The following is a 2,040-nucleotide window of genomic DNA, read 5'->3' as shown; positions in this document are numbered from 1 at the left end:
GGCGATGAATCATCAGGAGCTGAAAATGTTAGGGCAATGTTTACCGCTTTGGTTATTATAAGATCAATGTTTGCGGAACGTTTAAGAAAAGTGTTCCCGGAACACGCTTTTTTACTAAAAGATGTTCCTCGTGTGCAACTTGAGTTTTTAAGAACTTTTACCCTTAAAGCCAGAGAACAACTTGTTGAGGTACTAAAACTTACTCGGCCAGAAAAAAAAGACGAATTCGTACGTAATATGTTTTTGGTCTTTGGTATGGTTCCTGAAGAACTGTCCCAGGAGTGGAGCCCTCTATTTGTTCCTTCAGAGCAAGCTGCTGCTCACAAGGAAGATGTACAAAATGTCAGTCTTCACGCTGACGTGAACGGTTCAGGAGGGGGCTGGCAGGTGGTCGGCGATTCAAGAGCACTGAAAAGCAAAAAGAAAAAGCGTTCAGGTTCCACAGGCAGGTCTGTTGCCGGGTATCCACCCTGCGCTGCCCGCTATCGTGATAACTCTCGTCCGGATACAGTTCAGGGGCAGCAGGCTAAGGTCGACATAGGACAGCAGTTCCGATGTCGGCAGTCCTCAACACGGGCCAGTTTGCAGCTGAATGATTCTACCAGAGGTAATGATTTTGGCGGTGTTCAGTTAAATCCTGCACCAGGAAAAAAAGTAAAGCTGACACCTTTGGCGGTCAGGCCCCGGTACGATACTCCGCTGATAGATATTGGTGCCAATCTGGTAGGTAACAACAGATTTCATAACTTAAGTGGAGTTCTGGCTGATGCTGTCCGTTCGGGGGTCGGCACCGTCATTATAACCGGTACTTCTATCCCAATATCTGGACAGGTTCAGGATGAGGTAATGAAATGGGTGGAATCCTCTCCTGTGTCAGACAGAGTAACTGGTCAGGCAACAGCTATTGACGTTTCCTCTGACGCCTCCCGATGTTCTTTATACTATACGGTGGGTTGCCATCCTCACAAGGCCAAAGACTTTTTAAAAGACGGTGGTATCCCGGCGATAAAAGAAATACTTGAGAAAGATCACAGTCGCTGCGTCGCAGTGGGTGAGTGCGGGTTGGATTACGACCGTAACTTCTCAGATGAGAGAGATCAAAGAGAGGCTTTCCGGCAGCAGCTGGCACTGGCTGTGGAAATGAAAAAACCGTTGTTCTTGCATGAGCGTGATGCCCATGACGATTTCAAGGAAATTCTGGAGGGTTATATTGGGCAGCTGCCTGCAAAAAACATGGCCTGCGTTCACTGTTTTACCGGCAATGGCGAGGCTCTTCAAGATTACATCGATATGGGGTGCTCCATTGGAATTACCGGATGGATTGCTGGTAACAATAACAGAGATCTGGTGGAAGCATTGAGTACTGTTGGATGGGATGTTCTGCGGGACCGTCTGATGATTGAGACGGATGCACCATTTTTACGCCCCTTTCAGGTGATGTCCCGAAAAGATAATCCTAAGACGGATAATAAAAAAAGAGTTGATAATGTCCCTGCTAATCTGCCCTATGTGGTCCATGCACTGAGCGAAGTGCTGGGTGTAGATGCAGAAGAGATTGCTGCTGCAAGCACCCGTAATGCCAGGAAGATATTCTCCCTATTTGACGTTGATTGAACTTTTTTTATTGTTTTCGACGACTCCCGGGATCTCTGTTTTCCGAGCGACTGTGTTGGAAAGTCAAATTCCGTCTGAGGGTAATGTATAGGCTCAAAGTATCTTGAAAAGCTTTGTAGATGCCGGGTCTTCACTTAAGGCAGGCTAATAGCGATGTCAGAAGCAGAAATGCTGTAAATGATGGAAACCCGCCAACTAATCAGCGGGGCTCTGGACGCTCTGACAATAAATGGCGGTGGGTCAGAGATTCGAACTCTGGGAAGGCTACTAACCTTCGCCGGTTTTCAAGACCGGTGCTTTCAACCGCTCAGCCAACCCACCTAAAGAGGTTTGAAAGTGCAGCAACGAACATGGCAACAACCCGATTTTTACCAGCTGAACCCCGAGGATGTTACTGCACTTTGAGAAGTGGCGGAGGGACAGGGA

1 protein-coding gene and 1 tRNA gene are annotated in these 2,040 nt (G+C 47.5%); one reads left to right on the top strand and one right to left on the bottom strand.

Annotated features, from left to right (window positions below):
• On the top strand, positions 1–1,614 hold a 1,614-nt coding region (locus tag KDK17_RS00360), incomplete at its 5' end, for a TatD family hydrolase (RefSeq protein WP_257287085.1).
• Between the two features lie 230 nt (positions 1,615–1,844).
• Here the strand turns inward: KDK17_RS00360 and KDK17_RS00355 are convergent.
• Positions 1,845–1,935 (bottom strand) — tRNA-Ser (locus KDK17_RS00355).
• Positions 1,936–2,040 lie beyond the last annotated feature (105 nt).

The organism is Endozoicomonas sp. SESOKO2 (genome assembly GCF_024606245.1).
Classification (GTDB): Bacteria; Pseudomonadota; Gammaproteobacteria; order Pseudomonadales; family Endozoicomonadaceae; genus Endozoicomonas_A.
The sequence above is the reverse complement of the archived record's forward strand: the minus strand, read 5'-3'. Positions and strand labels throughout refer to the sequence as shown.